Below are 13,898 nucleotides of genomic sequence, written 5' to 3' on the forward strand. Positions count from 1 at the left end.
GTATGGGATACGAATATGCCTGAAGTCTTTTCCAGAGGCGAAGCGCGGCCTTATGTGCTGGTTGCGCCGAACGGCGCGCGCCGGGGGCGGGGGGATCATCCGGCGCTGCCTGTCACAACGGATGAAATCGTTGGTACGGCACAGGCCTGTGCCACCGCCGGCGCGCATGGATTACATCTGCATGTACGCGACAGCGCCGGAGCGCATTCGCTGGATGCGGGTCTGTACCTTGAGACGATGAGAGAATTGCGGCGCGTGGTGCCGCAGATGGACGTTCAGATCACCACCGAATCCGCGGGGCTGTATGACGTGCCCGCGCAGTTGGAGTGTTTGCGTCTGGTGCAGCCGGACTGGGTGTCGATCGCTGTTCGCGAGATTGCACGATCGCCCGAACTGGCCCCCAGGGTCTATGCGCTGTGCGCCGATCAGGGGACACGGGTTCAGCATATCCTGTACGATTCGGCAGACGCCGCGCTTTTGGTGCGTTGGCAAGAATCTGGAATCGTGGGCGAAAATCAGTCCGACCGTCTTTTGGTGCTTGGTCGGTACGCCACTGGTCAGCAATCGCTGCCCAGCGATCTGGATAGCTTCCCGAACTGCCCGGATCGATGGATGGTTTGCTCTTTTGGTCGACAGGAACATCTATGTCTGGAGTATGCTGCGCAGCTCGGTGGTGATGTCCGGGTGGGGTTTGAAAACAGCCTGACTCGTGGGGATGGGACCGATTGGATAGACAATGCTGCCTCGGTGTCGGCGCTGGTCTCGCAGCTTAAGAGGATCGAAAAATGAGCCATGTTTTTCCGCGTCATACGAAATCCGAACTGCCTGTCGCCGTAGCGGGGGACGGGTGTTATCTGATTGATGGGGACGGTCGGCGTTATCTGGATTGCGGCGATGCGGCGGTGTCGTGCTTGGGCCATTCCAATGACGCGGTGATCAAAGCTGTGCAGGACCAGGTTGGGCAGATCGCGTTTGCGCATACCGGTTTCATGACTTCAGAACCCGCTGAGGCGTTGGCCGATCTGCTCATCCAGAATGCTCCGGGCGATTTAGATCGGGTTTACTTCGTGTCGGGCGGATCCGAGGCGACCGAGGCTGCGATCAAACTGGCGCGGCAATATTTTCTGGAGACCGGTCAGCCCGAGCGTCGTCTCGTTATCGCACGTCGGCAGAGCTATCATGGCAACACTCTGGGCGCTCTGTCCGCCGGGGGCAATGCGTGGCGACGGGCGCAATTTGCGCCAATGCTGATCGAGATGACGCATATCGCGCCCTGTTATGAGTATGCCGAGAAGCCCGATGAAGAGAGCAGCTTTGACTATGGTCAGCGTGTCGCCAATGAACTTGAGACCGAAATTCTGCGTCTGGGTCCCGAAACGGTGATGGCATTCATGGCCGAACCTGTGGTCGGCGCAACGCTCGGTGCGGTTCCGGCGGTCGAGGGGTATTTCAGCCGGATTCGCGAGATTTGTGACCAGTACGGCGTGTTGCTGATTCTGGACGAGGTGATGTGTGGAATGGGGCGTACCGGGCATCTGTTTGCTTGCGACCATGATGGCGTCGTGCCCGATATTCTGTGTATCGCCAAGGGCTTGGGGGCTGGATATCAGCCGATCGGTGCGATGTTGTGTGCGGGCCGGATCTACGACGCGATCCGGGATGGGACGGGGTTTTTCCAGCATGGCCATACCTATATCGGCCACCCGGTCGCGACGGCGGCGGCTCTGGCGGTTGTGACAGAACTGACTGAAAAGGACCTGCCTGCGCATGCGGGGCAGATGGGTGAGAAACTGCAGTCGGCCCTGATCGCGGCCTTTGGTCAGCATCCGAATGTTGGGGATATCCGCGGGCGTGGCCTGTTTCGCGGGCTGGAACTGGTTGCGGATCGCGAGACGAAGGCCCCGTTTGACCCGGCGCTTGGCGTCGCAGGCAAGATCAAGAAAGCGGCCTTTGCCGAAGGGCTGATCTGTTACCCGATGTCCGGCACCCGCGACGGGCGGCAGGGCGATCACATCCTGCTGGCGCCTCCGTTCATCATCGAAGACGCGCAAATTGATGAATTGGTCTCGAAACTGGGGCGCGCGATGGCACGTGTGATCTGACAATGCCGTGACAGGTCTTTCGGCGTGGGCCTGACTGTTTAGGTTTGTCCTATTGAAGGCGTCGAAAGGCCATACGCATGGTGCAAGATATCTGGTCCAGTTTCCGGGGTTTGCCGCTTTGGGTGCAGGCTTGGGTCGCGGTCATTCTCGTACCGGTAAACCTGATGCCGCTGGCTTTTGTCGATCAACCCTATGGCTGGGCGATCGCTGCGCTGGCGGTCATGGGCATGGCGCTGAACATACCCATCATGCTGGCCGCGCGTGGCATGTCTCGGGCGATGGCGTTACCTCACATCCTGTGTTGGGTGCCATTGGTGGCGCTGGCAGTCCATGTGCTGCAAAGCGGGGGTGATCTGCACCCCGCGTATCGCGTTGCACTGATACTGTTGATTGTGGTCGACGTCATCTCGCTTGCGTTTGACATGCGGGACGCGCTGCTGTGGTTCAAGCACCGCCGGGCATGAAAAAAGGCCCCGGCCAGAGAGGCGGAGCCTTCGAAAGCGCTAAGATGAACGCTTATTTCTGCGGTAGAGGGCCGATCATCATGATCATCTGACGGCCTTCCATTTTCGGCATGTTCTCGACCTTGCCGATCTCTTTGATGTCTTCTGCCACGCGTTCCAGCAACTCACGTCCCAGATTCTGGTGCGCCATTTCGCGGCCACGGAAGCGCAGAGTGACTTTGACCTTGTCGCCCTTTTCCAGAAACTTGAAGACGTTCTTCATCTTGACGTCATAGTCATGTGTGTCGGTGTTTGGTCGGAATTTGACCTCTTTCACCTCGATGACCTTTTGCTTCTTGCGGGCTTCGCTTTCGCGTTTCTGCTGTTCGTACTTGAATTTGCCAAAATCCATGATCTTGCAGACCGGCGGGTTCGCGTTGGGCGAGATCTCGACCAGGTCGAGCCCGGCTTCGGCGGCAAGTTGCATGGCTTTGGCGGGATGAACCACCCCGACGTTATCTCCGTCAGCGCCAATCAGGCGGATTTCGGGGGCACGGATTCTGTCATTGACGCGCGGTCCGGTGTCTCTTTGTGGCGGCGCGTTGTGAGGTCTGCGAGCTATGGGTTCATTCCTTTGATAATTGCAGAATTTCGAGCCCGGAATTTAGACCGGGCTGACAGGTGTTTCAAGCGGCATAAATCGCAGGCCGCATGAAATTTCCATGAATTCCGGTCGTTTTTGCCGGTCAGCCGTTCAAAGCCGAGACCGACAAACCCGCTCAACCGACAAACGCCTTCTCGATCACGAACTCCTTGGGTTCGGAATTTGCACCTTCGCGCAGGCCGTACTCCTCAAGAATTTCCTTGATGTCGAGGTTGAAAGCCAGCGAGCCGCACACCATCGCACGATCGGTTTCGGGTTTGATGCCGCCGTCGATTCCCAGATCGGCAAAGACTGTGCCGTCTTTCAACAGGTTGGTGATGCGGCCCATCTTGGGGCTCTCTTCCCGCGTCGTGGTCGGGTAATAGCGGATCTTGTCCGCGAAACCTTCGCCGATCAGTTCGGCCAGCAGCTCATCCTGACGGACGCTCTCGATCAACTGGCGGCCATACTCCAACTCGGCCACCTCACGGCAGGTATGGGTGATGATGACCTCGTCATAATCTTCGTAGGTCTGCGGTTCGCGCAGCAGCGATGCGAATGGCGCAAAGCCGGTGCCGGTGGCGAAGAACCACAGGCGCTTACCGGGCAGTAGGGCGTCATGGACCAGCGTGCCCACAGGCTTGGGGCGCAAGATGATCTGATCGCCGGGTTTGATGTGTTGCAGTTTTGAGGTCAGCGGACCGTCCTGCACCTTGATCGAGTAGAACTCCAGCTCTTCGTCCCAGGACGGCGAGGCGATGGAATAGGCGCGCAACAAGGGCTTTTGGCGACCGGTTTTGGGATCAGGATCGCCCATCAGGCCGATCATGACGAATTCGCCCGAACGGAAGCGCAACGAAGCCGGGCGCGTGACCTTGAAGGAAAACAGGCTTTCGGTCCAATGCTTGACGTCCGTTACGGTCTGGGCATCGGGCAGAACGGGGGCCTTGACGGCAGTTGCTTCGGTCACGGGCTTCATCTCTGTCATCGTTTCACTACCGGTCTGCTAAACCGACATCTCCGTTTAATCTTTGATCCAAGTCACGAAAAGGGGCAGATTGCCCCTATGTCGTGAAAGCTTGCGCAGTTTGTGTCAGCCGCGCAGGCGGGCCTGATAGTTGTTGTCTTGCCAGTTTGCACGCGCAAGCCACTGATCTTCCGGCTGGCGATTGGCCAGCGCATGGTCGATCTCGACCTCGTCAAAGCCGCTGCGACGCGCCATGGCATATTGGTCAGCCAGAACGTGCCCCTTGGCGCGCAGACGACCGGTGTAACCTTTCAGCCGCAAAACGCGGGCGATGGTGAAACCACGCCCATCGGCGGACGAGGGAAAGTCCACCCGCACCATCTGGGCGCTGCCCAGCCGATCAATCAGTTCATCCGGATCAGTGTCCGAGGTCACGTCCAGTGAAACGACATCATTGGCTGCGTCCTCAAGGGTGACATAGCCATTGGTCCAGTCATCGGGGGCAAACCCCTCATCCGTTACGATTACATTCATGATTTTTCTCCGACGCGCACCATCTTGCCGTCTACAAAATGAATGCCGCATTCTTCCTTGTTCTGATCGCGCCAGCGCCCGGCGCGTGGGTCTTCGCCCTCTTTGACCGGCGATGTGCAGGGCGCACAACCGATCGAGGGGTAACCCCTGGCCACCAGCGGATGCCGGGGCAGGTTGTTTTCTTCCATATAGGCGCGCACGTCCTCGGGCGCCCAGTGGGCCAGAGGGTTGACTTTGACGCGGCCGGTACCGTCCTCGACTTCAAAAAACTCAAGCGCTGCCCGTGTGCCCGACTGAAACCGCTTGCGCCCGCTGATCCAGCCGCAATAGCCCGACAGCGCCTGTTGTAGCGGAAAGGTCTTGCGCAGGTTGCAGCAGGCATCGGTATCGCGCAAATGCAGCGCGCCATAGGGGTCTTCGCGCTGCACCTCTTCGTCGTCCGCGCGAATGATCTTGACGTTGCGCAGGCCCAAACGCTCGCTGACTTCCTGCTGATACTCAAGCGTCTCGGTAAACAGCATCTGGGTGTCGATGAACAGCACCGGCGTCATCTTGTCGACAACGGCGGCCATGTGCAGCAGCACCACCGATTCCGCCCCAAAGCTGGACACCAAAGCGAGGTCTTCGATCTCGTCGATGGCACCATGCATCACGTCATGCGCGCTGTGGTGCCGGAACCGGTCATTCAACGCGTTGACCTGTTCGGTCAGTGCACGTCTATCCCGGCCCAGTTCGGTCTGGATCAGATCAAGCGGCATTCGCCCGAGCCTCGGGGTAGAGTGCTGCCTTGAACGGTGCCATGCCGACGCGGCGGTAGGTCTGCAGGAACTCCTCTTCGGCGCTCTCCCGTTGCTCCAGATAGGTGTTCACGATCCGCTCGACGGCCGGAACGATCTCATCATAGGCAAAGCCCGGACCGGTGCGGTCGCCGATGGCCGCCGTTTCCGTCCCGTCGCCGCCCAGCGTGATCTGGTAGTTCTCGACGCCTGCGCGATCCAGACCAAGGATGCCGATGTGGCCCACGTGGTGGTGCCCACAGGCATTGATGCAGCCCGAGATCTTGATCTTCAGATGGCCGATATCATGTTCCAACTTCAGTTCGTCGAAACGGGTTGCAATCTGCTGCGCAACCGGGATCGAGCGTGCCGTGGCCAGCGCGCAGTAATCCATGCCGGGGCAAGCGATGATGTCGCTGATAAGGCCGATATTAGCGGTCGCCAGTTCGTATTCCTTCAGCTTCGCGTGTATCGCGGGCAGGTCCGATTTGTGGACATGCGGCAGGATCACATTCTGCTCATGGCTGATGCGCAGCTCGTCATAGGCGAACTCTTCAGCCAGATCGGCCATCACGCGCATCTGCTCAGCAGTCGCATCACCCGGTGTTGCACCGTGCTTTTTGATCGAGATCGTGACGATCGCGTGGTCCGCGTTCTTGTGCGGCGCGATGTTGGTATCGACCCACGAGCGGAAGACCGGATCGTTGGTATAGGCGCTTTCAAACGACGCAACAGAACCTTCGCGGAAGGTGGGCGCAGCGAAGTGACCCTTGATCTCGTCCAGCAGCGCCATGTCGGCGCCTTTGAACTGCGGGCGGACCTGCAGGAAACGCTCGTTTACCTTGGCGCGGATGGCGTCGATGCCGTGTTCGTGCACGGTGATCTTGATGCGCGCCTTGTACTTGTTGTCCCGGCGACCGATCTGGTTCCACACGGAAACGGTGGCCTCTAGATAGGCCAGCAGGTCGTCAAAGGCGACGAAGTCGGACAGCTCCTTACCGATCATGGGCGTGCGACCCAGACCACCACCGACGATGACACGGGCACCTAGAACGCCGTCACGCTCAACTAGTTGCAGGCCGATGTCATGCGCTTTGATCACAGCACGGTCGTTCTCCGAGCCGGTGATCGCGATCTTGAACTTACGCGGCATGAACTGGAATTCCGGATGGTCGGTGGACCACTGGCGCAGCAGCTCGGCATAGGGGCGAGGGTCGGCGATCTCATCGGCGGCGGCACCGGCGAAGTGGTCGGCGGTCACGTTTCGGATGGTGTTGCCCGAGGTCTGGATGGCGTGCATGCCAACCTCGGCCAGCGCGTCCAGCATATCCGGCACGTCTTTCAGCTTGGGCCAGTTGTACTGAATGTTCTGACGGGTGGTGAAGTGGCCGTAACCCTTGTCCCACTTCTCAGCCAGCAGAGCCAGTTGGCGCATCTGCGCGCTGGACAGCGTGCCATAAGGAATAGCAACGCGCAGCATGTAGGCGTGCAGTTGCAGGTACAGCCCGTTCATCAGACGCAGCGGTTTGAATTCATCCTCGGTCAGCGATCCGTCAATGCGGCGCTCGACCTGTGCGCGGAATTGCGCATTGCGTTCTGCCAAAAATGCGGTGTCGAACTCGGAGTAGCGATACATGATGAGCTGTCCTTAGTTGCAGCCCCGAACCTTAGGGCCTTGAAGGTGGGAGAGAGCCTGAGATCAGGCTCGGGGCTGCGGGGAAGTTTCCTGTTTGCCGTGGGCATAGTTGGATGGGCCGGTACGGCGAAAATCTTCACGGAAATGAGCAGGCTCGGGACCATGATCGCCAGCTAAAGCGTCAGCGAGATAGGCCCCGACGATCTTGTTGGCCTGGCGTTCGGCATCCAGCAAGCGGAGCTGAGCGTGTGCCTCATCCGTGATCAACTCGGCTTCGGACAAGTTGCGCGACCAACGGTCGTCTTCGGTCAGGTAGATTACATCACCTTCCAGCAGGTCATTGGCTGTAACCACTTTGGGTGTAAAAGCGCGGGGCATCAGGCAAGGTCCTTGTTGTTGGCAGGCATCAGGGCAATGCCGTGGGAGGTGTTTGACTTAACCCATAATATAGGAAATATTCCCGGTAAATCGCCATATGTTGAATAAAATAAGAACAGATATTCTGCATGATCGCGAACTACAAGATCAGCGTTCTGCATTGAGGGAAAAATTGGAATGTCGGTGCGAATAGATGACACGGATAGGAAAATTCTGGCCGAGTTGCAACGGGATGCCAGTCAATCATTGGACGAAATTGCGGCCCGGGTCGGCAGTTCGAAAACGCCGGTTTGGAATCGCATTCGCAAACTGAAAGGGGCTGGTGTGATCGGCCAGCAGACCGTCTTGCTGGACGCCGAGGCTCTGGGATTCGAGGCGACCTTCTTTGTGCTGATCAGGACGTCCGAACATGAGGCCGATTGGCAGAAGAAGTTCCTGCAAGCCCTGCGGGATCGCCCTGAGGTGCAAGAAGCGCACAGGCTGGCAGGTGACATCGACTATATTCTGAAGGTCCGCGTTAAAAATGCCCGTGCCTACGATGCGTTTTATCAGGCTTTGATATCGGAGGTCCGCGTCCATAACGTAACCGCGTTGCTGTCGATGGAGGAGATTAAGTCGACAACAATGCTGCCTTTGGGTTCCTCTGGCGCGGCCTGAGCTTTGGCAAAGGATGGGGGCGCTGCCCCCGGCGCGGCAAGCCGCGCCTCCCCCGGGATATTTTTGGCCAGATGAAGCAGGGGATCCAGTCTTCATCTGGCTCTAAATATCCCCGCCGGAGGCATCGCGCGACCAGCGCGATTTTGAGGCTCTAGATGCGCACTTGCAGCGCGCTCAGGCAATGGAAGTGATAGCTGTTTGAATAGGAAGGCGCTTCTGCAAGGCTCAATTGCGGACATCTGTTGAGCAGGATTCGCAGTGCAGTTCCGATTTCGAGGCGCGCTAGCGGGGCGCCGACACAGAAATGGAGTCCTCCGCCGAAGCTGCTATTTGCTTTTACCGGCCTGGTCGGATCAAAGACGTCAGGTGCATTCCAGATCATCGGATCACGGTTGGCAGCACCCAGAAGCAGTGCAACCTTGTCGCCGCGTGCAAACCGATGTCCGAAAGCTTCCACAGTTTCGTAGGCGTATCGTGTGAACATATGCAGTGGCGGGTCGAAGCGCAGGAGTTCTTCGACTGCCGTGTCCGTCATGTCATTTGGTTTCGGTGTGTCCTGCGCGTGGGTCGACAGGATTGTTTTGATGCCGTTGCCGATGGCATGAACAGTCGCTTCATGACCCGCATTGAGCAGCAGGATGCAGGTCGCGACGAGTTCCTGGTGCGAGAGCTTTTCGCCTTGCGCCTCGGCTGCTATCAACCGGGTGATCAGATCGTCGCGCGGGTCGTGGCGGCGCGTTGTGATATACCCTTCGATGAAATCCGTGAACTCAGCCGCTGCGCGCGCTGCGGCATGCTCGGTCTGATAGGTGCGGCCAGCCTGATACATCGCGACCATGGCGTGCGACCACTCCAGGAGTTGCGGTGCCATGTGTTCGGGGGTGCCCAGCAGCCGGCAAATCGTCTGCACCGGCACTTGTGTGCAATAGGCTGGCAGCAGATCGAATTGGTCGGAAGGGAATTTGTCGATCAAATCGTGGCACAAGGTTTCGATCGCGGGCGTAAGGGCTGCGATGGCGCGAGATGTAAACGCCCGCAGCACCAGTGCGCGCAGACGGGTATGGCGTGGCGGCTCGAGCTCGAGCATCGAATGAGCTTCGACCGCGCGCCATGGCGCGAGGTGCTCGGGGTCGGGTTGGACCAGTTCGGGTGGCATCTCGCGCCCGAAGCGCCGATCTTTCAGCAGCGCCTGCACCGCCCGGTGCGAGACAGCTGCAACCATCTCGTAGTCCTCCCAGAAGAAAAGATCGCCGTATTCTCGCGCGGTATCGTAGAAGGGATAGGGGTTTTGGACGAAGCCGGGCTCGGTCGGGGATTGTGACAGTGTCTTCATGATGCGCAGACTTGCCATGGGTCGCTGTGAATGCAAGACCCTAAGAGATGCAACGGATTTGGCTTATCGTTGGTTTCCTGTGTGCTGTCGCCGCGCTGTCGGCGGCGATCTGGACGTATGGCTATCGTCAGGCGTTAACGCAACTCAGTCAGCAGGCCGAGGCCGATCTGGAACTGGCGGCGGACCGTCTGAGCACGCAGATGCAGGTCTATCAGGAGGTCGCTGTCTTGATGGCCGAGCATCCGGTATTGCGCACCCTTGAGACTGACGCGCAAAAACAGGCGGCCCAGTCGATACTGCTGGACGTGGCCGACAAGACGGCGGCAATCAACGTTGTCTATCTGGACACCGACGGTCAGGTTCTGGTGTCAGCGCAATCTGTTTCGCAGCGGGATATGACAAGCCATCCGGCCTTTGAACGCGCGATGCAAGGTGCGTTAGGCAGCGCACATGGGGTGCTGCAAGACAGCGGCGACCGGATCTATACCTATGTCGCTCCGGCGTTCGGCAGCGCGGGGCAAGTGGTTGGCGCGCTTATGGTCGTCGCCGATGTGCAAGACGTCGAGCAAACCTGGCGGGGCAGCACCGAAGCTGTGTTCTTTATCGATGCAAACGGGGTTGTTTTTATTTCGAACCGTTCGGACCTGTTGTTCTGGCAGCGTTTGAACGGGCAGCAGGGATTGACGCCACCGGACGGAGCGTCGCTTGATTTTGCGTCAACGCGGGTCGGAGGGCATGAGTTGTGGCGGTTGGGGTGGGGGCGATACTTCCCACGCCGGGCGCTGCATCTGACGCTGGCTTTGCCGGTGATCGACATGACAGCTGAGGTTCTGGTGGATGTTGCGCCTGCGCGGCGTCTGGCCGGGCTGCAGACAGCAGCGGTGGCTGCGATCTGCTTTGCGTTTGGTGCGCTATTGTTCTTGGCGTCGGAGCGTCGCCGTACCTTGTCCGAAGCGAATGCCGTGCTGGAAAGCCGGGTGGCGCAACGTACGCGTGATCTGACGCTGGCGAACTCGGCACTCAGGCGCGAGGTGACCGAGCGGCAGGAGGCCGAAGCAGCGCTGAAACAGGCGCAGGCGGATCTGGTGCAGGCAGGCAAACTGAGCGCACTTGGGAAGATGTCCGCCGGGATCAGCCATGAGCTGAACCAGCCCCTTATGGCGATCCGCCAATTTGCGGACAATGGCTCGGCTTTTCTGGAGCGTGGGAAAGGCGAGAAAGCGGGCGAGAATCTGGGCCGGATCTCGGAAATGGCGGCGCGCATGGCGCGGATCATCAAGAACCTGCGGGCATTCGCGCGCAATGAAAGCGAGCCGATGGACTGTGTTGATCTGGTGCAGGTGCTGAACGCGGCAGTGGAATTGACCGAGCCCCGGCTGCGGGACGAGGATATAGCTTTGGACTGGTCGCCACCCGATGCTGCGGTTTACGCCTGGGGGGGCGAGGTGCGGTTGGGGCAGGTGTTTGTGAACCTGATCAACAACGCGGCGGATGCGATGGCGGATCAGGCCGTCCGCCGGATATCGATCCGCCTCTCCAAGGGGACGCGCATTCGTGTGTCGGTGCGCGACACCGGACCGGGTATCGCCGATCCTGACCGGGTGTTCGAGCCTTTCTATACGACCAAAACCGTAGGAAGCTCGGAAGGAATGGGGCTGGGCTTGTCGATCTCTTATGGCTTGGTGCAGAGCTTTGGGGGCGATATCCGGGGTACGAATACGCGGGACGGTGCCGAGTTTACCGTTGAGCTTGAACCATATGACAAGGACAAGGTCGCATGATCCGTAAGGTTCTTTTGGTGGATGACGACTCGGCTGTGCGCGAGGCCCTGGCCCAGACGCTGGAACTGGCCGAGTATGAGCCGGTCTCCGTAGGGTCTTTTGTGGCCGCGAAGGATCATATCCGGCGCGATTTTGAAGGTGTGATCGTTTCAGATATTCGGATGCCGGGCCGCGACGGATTTCACCTGCTGAGCTATGCGCGCGAAGTAGACCCTGAGCTGCCAGTGGTTTTGCTGACCGGCGAGGGCGATATTCCGATGGCGGTGCAGGCGATGGGGCAGGGCGCCTTCGACTTTCTAGAAAAACCGTGTGCCGCCGCTGATCTGTTGTCGGTTCTTGAACGAGCAATCGGCGTACGTGCTGAAACTGTGGCGTTGCGCCAGCAAAGAAGCGAGCTTGAACGCGGTGACCCTGCGGCCCGGATGTTGTTTGGGCTGTCGGATCAGGCCGAAGCCCTGCGCGAACGTGTACGCGTTGTGGCACGGACCCGGGCCGAGGTTTTGGTGACCGGACCTGCGGGCAGCGGGATTTCGAAAGTGGCAGAGGTGGTGCATCTGATGTCGCCGGTCGGGCAGGGACCGTTTGTAAAGCGACCAGCCGCTGGCCTGACATCCGAAGAATTGCGAAAGGGATACGAGGATGCTTCGGGCGGATCACTGTTTCTGGACGAGGTTTCGGCGTTGTCGGATGCAACGCAATACGCAACGCTCGAGTTGATCGAGCAGGGGGCGGATGCACGCATTATCGCCGGTACAACTGCGGATTTGTCCGATCTGGCGGCGCAGGGGCGGTTCAATGCGGATCTATTCTATCGCCTCGATGTGATGCGGGTGCGCATTCCGTCGCTTTCTGAACGGCCCGAGGATATTCCGGTGATCTTCAGACACTATGTGGCACAGGCGGCCGAGCAGGCCGGGATCGCCGAGCCAGAGGTGACGCCTGAGCACCTTGCCTCGCTGATGGCGCAGGATTGGCCGGGTAATGCGCGCTCTCTTATGTCGGCGGCGATGCGTTTTGTCCTGGGCATGCCAGAGGAGGTCGCCCAAGCCGCGGATCTGGGGCTAAGTGAGCAGTTGGCGCGGGTTGAGCGTTCCTTGTTGATTGCGGCTTTGGGGCGACACAATGGCAAGGCGGCCGAGGCGGCGAAGGCGCTGAAGCTGCCGCGCAAGACCTTTTATGATCGGCTGGCACGCTACAACATTCGGCCCGAGGATTATCGACGGTAACCGCCCTCTGCCGTTCGGCCAGCAGGATCAAACGATCAAACCCCCTTGGGGCGCGCAGCCCGACGAAGCACGTCATCGGAACGCCAGGTTGGAAGAAACGATTCGTATTCAGTGATTCGAAGAGTGTGCGGAATTTCGCACAGGGCACGTGATCGTTGTGCGAGATTCCGCACATCTTTCGGTGCAGGACGCCATGGCACGGTTTCGGGCAGTGCTCAGGTCTCTGAAATATATACATATTTATCGCTGCGCTGCGCGACGCAACAATTTCTTGAGCGCGCAGGGGCGATTCGGTTCACTTCGCTGCACAGGGCGCCGTTTGGGCGTCGAACGGAAGTTTCAAGGAAGTCTGGGAGGACAAAACTGATGAAATTCCTGGCAACAGCCGCAACGGCGCTTGCGCTGAGTGTGACCGCAACGGCAGGCATGGCCGCTTGTGATGATGGCGAAATCGTCGTCAAGTTCGCGCATGTGACAAACACTGACAAACACCCCAAGGGCATCGCCGCTTCGCTGCTGGAACAGCGCGTCAATGACGAGATGAATGGCGTCATGTGCATGGAGGTGTTCCCGAACTCGACCCTCTATAACGATGACAAAGTGCTTGAGGCGATGCTGCAAGGCGACGTCCAACTGGCCGCGCCTTCGCTGTCGAAGTTCGAAAAGTTCACCAAGCAGTTCCGCCTGTTCGACCTGCCGTTCATGTTCAAGAACATCGACGCTGTGGATGCGTTCCAGGCCTCGGCTGAAGGTCAGGCGATGAAGGACAGCATGCAGCGCCGCGGTCTGCAAGGGCTGGCTTTCTGGCACAACGGTATGAAACAGATGTCAGCCAACCAGCCACTGGTTGAGCCGACCGATGCGGATGGCCTGAAATTCCGCGTGCAGTCCTCGGACGTGCTGGTGGCCCAGATGGAAGCCATTGGCGGCAGCCCGCAGAAGATGGCCTTCTCGGAAGTTTACGGCGCACTGCAGCAGGGCGTTGTGGACGGACAGGAGAATACCTGGTCGAACATCTACGGCAAGAAGTTCTTCGAAGTGCAGGACGGCATCACCGAAACCAACCACGGCATCATCGATTATCTGGTTGTGACGTCGGTTGACTGGCTGGACAGCCTCGACCCGGAGGTGCGGGAACAGTTCCTGACGATTCTGGCCGAAGTGACCGACACCCGGAACAAAGAAGCCTTTGCTGTGAACGAAGCCGCCAAAGCGTCGATCACTGAGGCGGGCGGCATCATCCGTCAACTGGATCCTGAACAGCGTCAGGCTTGGGTCGACGCGATGAAGCCCGTTTGGGACAAGTTCGCGGACGACGTAGGCCAGGACAAGATTGACGCCGCGCAGGCGATCAACGCCGGGTTCTGATCCCGGATCAGGCCGCGCATCAGGGACTGGGGAGTTGTCGATGCGCGGGCCGGG

The 13,898-nt window shown here is 59.2% G+C and carries 15 protein-coding genes; 7 read left to right on the forward strand and 8 right to left on the reverse strand.

The window, feature by feature from the left end:
- Nucleotides 1–15 precede the first annotated feature (15 nt).
- From ACR3EN_RS14025 to ACR3EN_RS14035, 3 genes are all read left to right on the forward strand, one after another.
- Nucleotides 16–789 (forward strand): beta-keto acid cleavage family enzyme, encoded by a 774-nt coding sequence (locus ACR3EN_RS14025; protein ID WP_480821960.1) that lies wholly within the window; start codon nt 16–18, stop codon nt 787–789.
- Entirely contained in the window at nt 786–2,102 is a 1,317-nt protein-coding gene (locus ACR3EN_RS14030; protein WP_480870745.1) for an aspartate aminotransferase family protein, read from the forward strand. Before ACR3EN_RS14025 ends, ACR3EN_RS14030 begins: the two co-directional genes overlap by 4 nt.
- Before the next feature lie 77 nt (nt 2,103–2,179).
- A complete protein-coding gene (locus ACR3EN_RS14035; RefSeq protein ID WP_480821964.1) occupies nt 2,180–2,566 on the forward strand; it encodes a hypothetical protein in 387 nt (128 codons plus the stop codon).
- A 52-nt stretch (nt 2,567–2,618) separates the two neighbouring features.
- Here ACR3EN_RS14035 and infC read toward each other — a convergent pair whose 3' ends face one another.
- From infC to ACR3EN_RS14070, 7 genes are all read right to left on the reverse strand, one after another.
- A complete protein-coding gene (gene infC / locus ACR3EN_RS14040; RefSeq protein ID WP_480822411.1) occupies nt 2,619–3,209 on the reverse strand; it encodes a translation initiation factor IF-3 in 591 nt (196 codons plus the stop codon).
- 115 nt (nt 3,210–3,324) lie between these two features.
- The gene (locus ACR3EN_RS14045) at nt 3,325–4,176 is read right to left on the reverse strand and encodes a ferredoxin--NADP reductase (RefSeq protein WP_480821966.1); all 852 of its coding nucleotides are present in this window, start codon (nt 4,174–4,176) and stop codon (nt 3,325–3,327) included.
- Between the two features lie 105 nt (nt 4,177–4,281).
- Nucleotides 4,282–4,689 carry a DUF934 domain-containing protein gene (locus tag ACR3EN_RS14050; protein WP_480821968.1) on the reverse strand — a complete coding sequence of 136 codons (408 nt, stop codon included), beginning with the start codon at nt 4,687–4,689 and terminating at the stop codon, nt 4,282–4,284.
- Nucleotides 4,686–5,447 carry a phosphoadenylyl-sulfate reductase gene (locus ACR3EN_RS14055; RefSeq protein ID WP_480821970.1) on the reverse strand — a complete coding sequence of 254 codons (762 nt, stop codon included), beginning with the start codon at nt 5,445–5,447 and terminating at the stop codon, nt 4,686–4,688. Before ACR3EN_RS14055 ends, ACR3EN_RS14050 begins: the two co-directional genes overlap by 4 nt.
- Entirely contained in the window at nt 5,437–7,101 is a 1,665-nt protein-coding gene (locus ACR3EN_RS14060; protein WP_480821972.1) for a nitrite/sulfite reductase, read from the reverse strand. The genes ACR3EN_RS14055 and ACR3EN_RS14060 overlap by 11 nt, the downstream gene beginning before the upstream one ends.
- 63 nt (nt 7,102–7,164) lie before the next feature.
- On the reverse strand, nt 7,165–7,479 hold the full coding sequence (locus ACR3EN_RS14065) for a DUF2849 domain-containing protein (protein ID WP_480821974.1): 315 nt from the start codon (nt 7,477–7,479) through the stop codon (nt 7,165–7,167).
- Complete coding sequence (locus ACR3EN_RS14070) at nt 7,479–7,640, reverse strand: hypothetical protein (protein ID WP_480918431.1); 162 nt, start codon at nt 7,638–7,640, stop codon at nt 7,479–7,481. The genes ACR3EN_RS14065 and ACR3EN_RS14070 overlap by 1 nt, the downstream gene beginning before the upstream one ends.
- A 16-nt stretch (nt 7,641–7,656) precedes the next feature.
- On the opposite strand from ACR3EN_RS14070, the gene ACR3EN_RS14075 reads away from it, so the two are divergent.
- A complete protein-coding gene (locus tag ACR3EN_RS14075; protein ID WP_480821976.1) occupies nt 7,657–8,136 on the forward strand; it encodes an Lrp/AsnC family transcriptional regulator in 480 nt (159 codons plus the stop codon).
- Nucleotides 8,137–8,287: 151 nt separating this feature from the next.
- Here ACR3EN_RS14075 and ACR3EN_RS14080 read toward each other — a convergent pair whose 3' ends face one another.
- Nucleotides 8,288–9,469 (reverse strand): cytochrome P450, encoded by a 1,182-nt coding sequence (locus ACR3EN_RS14080; protein WP_480821978.1) that lies wholly within the window; start codon nt 9,467–9,469, stop codon nt 8,288–8,290.
- A 47-nt stretch (nt 9,470–9,516) separates the two neighbouring features.
- On the opposite strand from ACR3EN_RS14080, the gene ACR3EN_RS14085 reads away from it, so the two are divergent.
- The 3 genes from ACR3EN_RS14085 (at nt 9,517) to ACR3EN_RS14095 (ending at nt 13,844) form a co-directional block, all read left to right on the forward strand.
- Nucleotides 9,517–11,250 (forward strand): sensor histidine kinase, encoded by a 1,734-nt coding sequence (locus ACR3EN_RS14085; protein WP_480821980.1) that lies wholly within the window; start codon nt 9,517–9,519, stop codon nt 11,248–11,250.
- Nucleotides 11,247–12,476, forward strand: coding sequence for a sigma-54-dependent transcriptional regulator (locus ACR3EN_RS14090; protein ID WP_480821982.1), 1,230 nt, complete (start codon nt 11,247–11,249; stop codon nt 12,474–12,476). The genes ACR3EN_RS14085 and ACR3EN_RS14090 overlap by 4 nt, the downstream gene beginning before the upstream one ends.
- Nucleotides 12,477–12,842: 366 nt before the next feature.
- Nucleotides 12,843–13,844: a DctP family TRAP transporter solute-binding subunit gene (locus tag ACR3EN_RS14095; RefSeq protein ID WP_480821984.1), complete on the forward strand. Its 1,002-nt coding sequence runs from the start codon at nt 12,843–12,845 to the stop codon at nt 13,842–13,844.
- Nucleotides 13,845–13,898: the final 54 nt, after the last annotated feature.

It is taken from the genome of Ruegeria sp. G7 (assembly GCF_056535465.1).